This window comes from Ornithinibacillus salinisoli, assembly GCF_042684965.1.
Lineage (GTDB): Bacteria > Bacillota > Bacilli > Bacillales > Amphibacillaceae > Ornithinibacillus > Ornithinibacillus salinisoli.
On the sequence record NZ_JBHUMI010000035.1, the window covers coordinates 1 to 2179 of the forward strand.

The 2179-nt window shown below is 35.0% G+C and carries 2 protein-coding genes; both read left to right on the plus strand.

The window, feature by feature from the left end; all coding sequences use genetic code 11:
• The first annotated feature begins 91 nt into the window (after nucleotides 1–91).
• Entirely contained in the window at nucleotides 92–1381 is a 1290-nt protein-coding gene (gene istA / locus ACFSTA_RS18740; RefSeq protein ID WP_377558365.1) for an IS21 family transposase, read from the plus strand.
• Nucleotides 1374–2126, plus strand: coding sequence for an IS21-like element helper ATPase IstB (istB, locus tag ACFSTA_RS18745; RefSeq protein WP_377558366.1), 753 nt, complete (start codon nucleotides 1374–1376; stop codon nucleotides 2124–2126). Before istA ends, istB begins: the two co-directional genes overlap by 8 nt.
• Nucleotides 2127–2179 lie beyond the last annotated feature (53 nt).

Consider the following 2179-nt stretch of genomic DNA (forward strand, 5'->3'; position numbering starts at 1 on the left):
TATAAATGCTAGTTTATAAATGTACATAAATGATCATTTAAGAATGTACAACTCTGATCGATAAATGCATACTGAATTTGGGGTGAGGAGAATGCATTTATCGATTAATTTAACAACGGACTTTAAAGTGGATAGTCTGACAGACTTATCCAAATATAAACTAATGATGGAGAGTCTTGGGATGAAAATTAATAAGAGTGAACTAGCACGGCAACTAAAAGTTGATCGACGAACAGTCGATAAGTATTTAAATGGATATGTTTCTAGTAAGTCGAGAAGTCGGAAATCTAAAATAGATGATTATTATGGTGTGATATCCCTTCTTCTTTCAGAAGATTCACCGCAAGTCTTTTTTTATAAACGGGTGCTATGGCAGTACTTAAAAGATAATCATGGATTAGATTGTTCACAATCTCGTTTTAGAAGTTATATATCTAGTAAACCTGAGTTTCAATCCTATTTTTCCAACGGAAAACGAACACCATCAGCTAAGCCTGTGTTACGATTCGAAACTCCACCTGGAGAACAAGCACAATTTGATTGGAAAGAAAATATTAAGTATATCACGAGGGATGGAGAGATTATCTATGTAAATGTAGCTGTCTTATTATTATCCCATTCCCGGTTCAAGGCTTTTTACCTAACGCTTTCTAAATCGCAAAGTGTTCTCATGTCTTTTTTAACAGAAACATTTGAAGCATTGGGAGGCGTACCTAAAATACTTCTAACGGATAACATGAAAACGGTCATGGACCATCCGAGAACAGCTTATTCAAGAGGAGTTGTCAACGAACGGTTTGATCACTTCTCAAAGGATTTCGGATTTAAACTTAAACCATGTGAGGCAGGTAAACCTCAAACGAAAGGGAAAGCCGAAAATGTCATGAAATTATTAGACGAAATTCATGCTTATCAAGGTCAAATGAACTATGAAGAGTTACATGAATTCGTACAAACATTATGTGAACGTGCTAATCATAGCTATCACCAAGGAACAGGAAAAATTCCTATATTGGCTTTAAAACAAGAAAAGAATCTCCTACAGCCCCTACCCAGGAAGTCTATAAGAGATTCATATAAAATCGTTCATAAACCTGTAAAGGTTAATCCATCAAGCATGATTACTTATCAGAGTAACCAGTATTCAGTCCCACCTGAATACAAAGGAAAAACCGTCGGTTTACAAATTTATGATGACCATATACATGTTTATTATAACACGGCCTTAATCGCTAGACATCCCATTAGTCAATTGAAATTGAATTATGACCCATCACATTATGAAAAGGTTTTATCTATGAATATGTATGAAGGTATTGATACGGATGAATGGTCAAAAAGAAATTTAGAGGCTATTGGGGAGGTCTATAAAGATGAATAGTAGTTATCAGCAACTCGTTAAGAATCTTGAATATTTGAAGCTAAAACAAATGCATGAACATCTTGATGACATTATTGATACAGCAATATCTAACCAACAATCTTTTGTCGAAACGCTCGTTAAGTGGACAAACTATGAAATAGATCGACGTGAACAAAATATGGTGCGTTCCATGGTCAAAGTCGCAGCTTTTCCTCACTTAAAGGAGGTGAAGGATTTTGACTTTGAGTTTCAGCCGTCGGTTAATAAACAACAGATATTAGACTTTACTACATTGCGATTTATCGAAGATAAAGAAAACATTGTTTTTCTAGGGCCAAGTGGAGTTGGTAAAACACATTTGGCAACATCAATCGGTATAGCAGCAGCAAAGAATCGTAATAGTACTTATTTCATCAAATGTCACGAACTCATTCAACACCTAAAAAAAGCACGGGTCGAGAATAGATTGGAAGCTCGCTTAAAACATTACAGGAAGTATAAACTGTTAATTATTGATGAGATAGGGTACCTTCCTATTGATCAAGAAGATGCCAAACTCTTCTTCCAGCTCATTGATATGAGGTACGAGAAGAAAAGCACAATCTTGACCACCAATGTTAATTTCAAGCAGTGGGATGAGGTCTTTCAAGATTCAAAACTCGCTAATGCCATCTTAGATCGGGTTTTACACCACGCCACAGTGGTAAATATCATAGGTGATTCTTACAGAATCAAAGATCATTTAGATAAAGAAAATGATTAAAATTGTACATTCTTAAACAGTCAAAACTGTACATAATTAACTTGACATTTATA

Coding starts and splice junctions, on each gene's coding strand:
- istA (WP_377558365.1), top strand. CDS start 92: ATGCATTTATCGATTAATTTAACAACGGACTTTAAAGTGGATAGTCTG.
- istB (WP_377558366.1), top strand. CDS start 1,374: ATGAATAGTAGTTATCAGCAACTCGTTAAGAATCTTGAATATTTGAAG.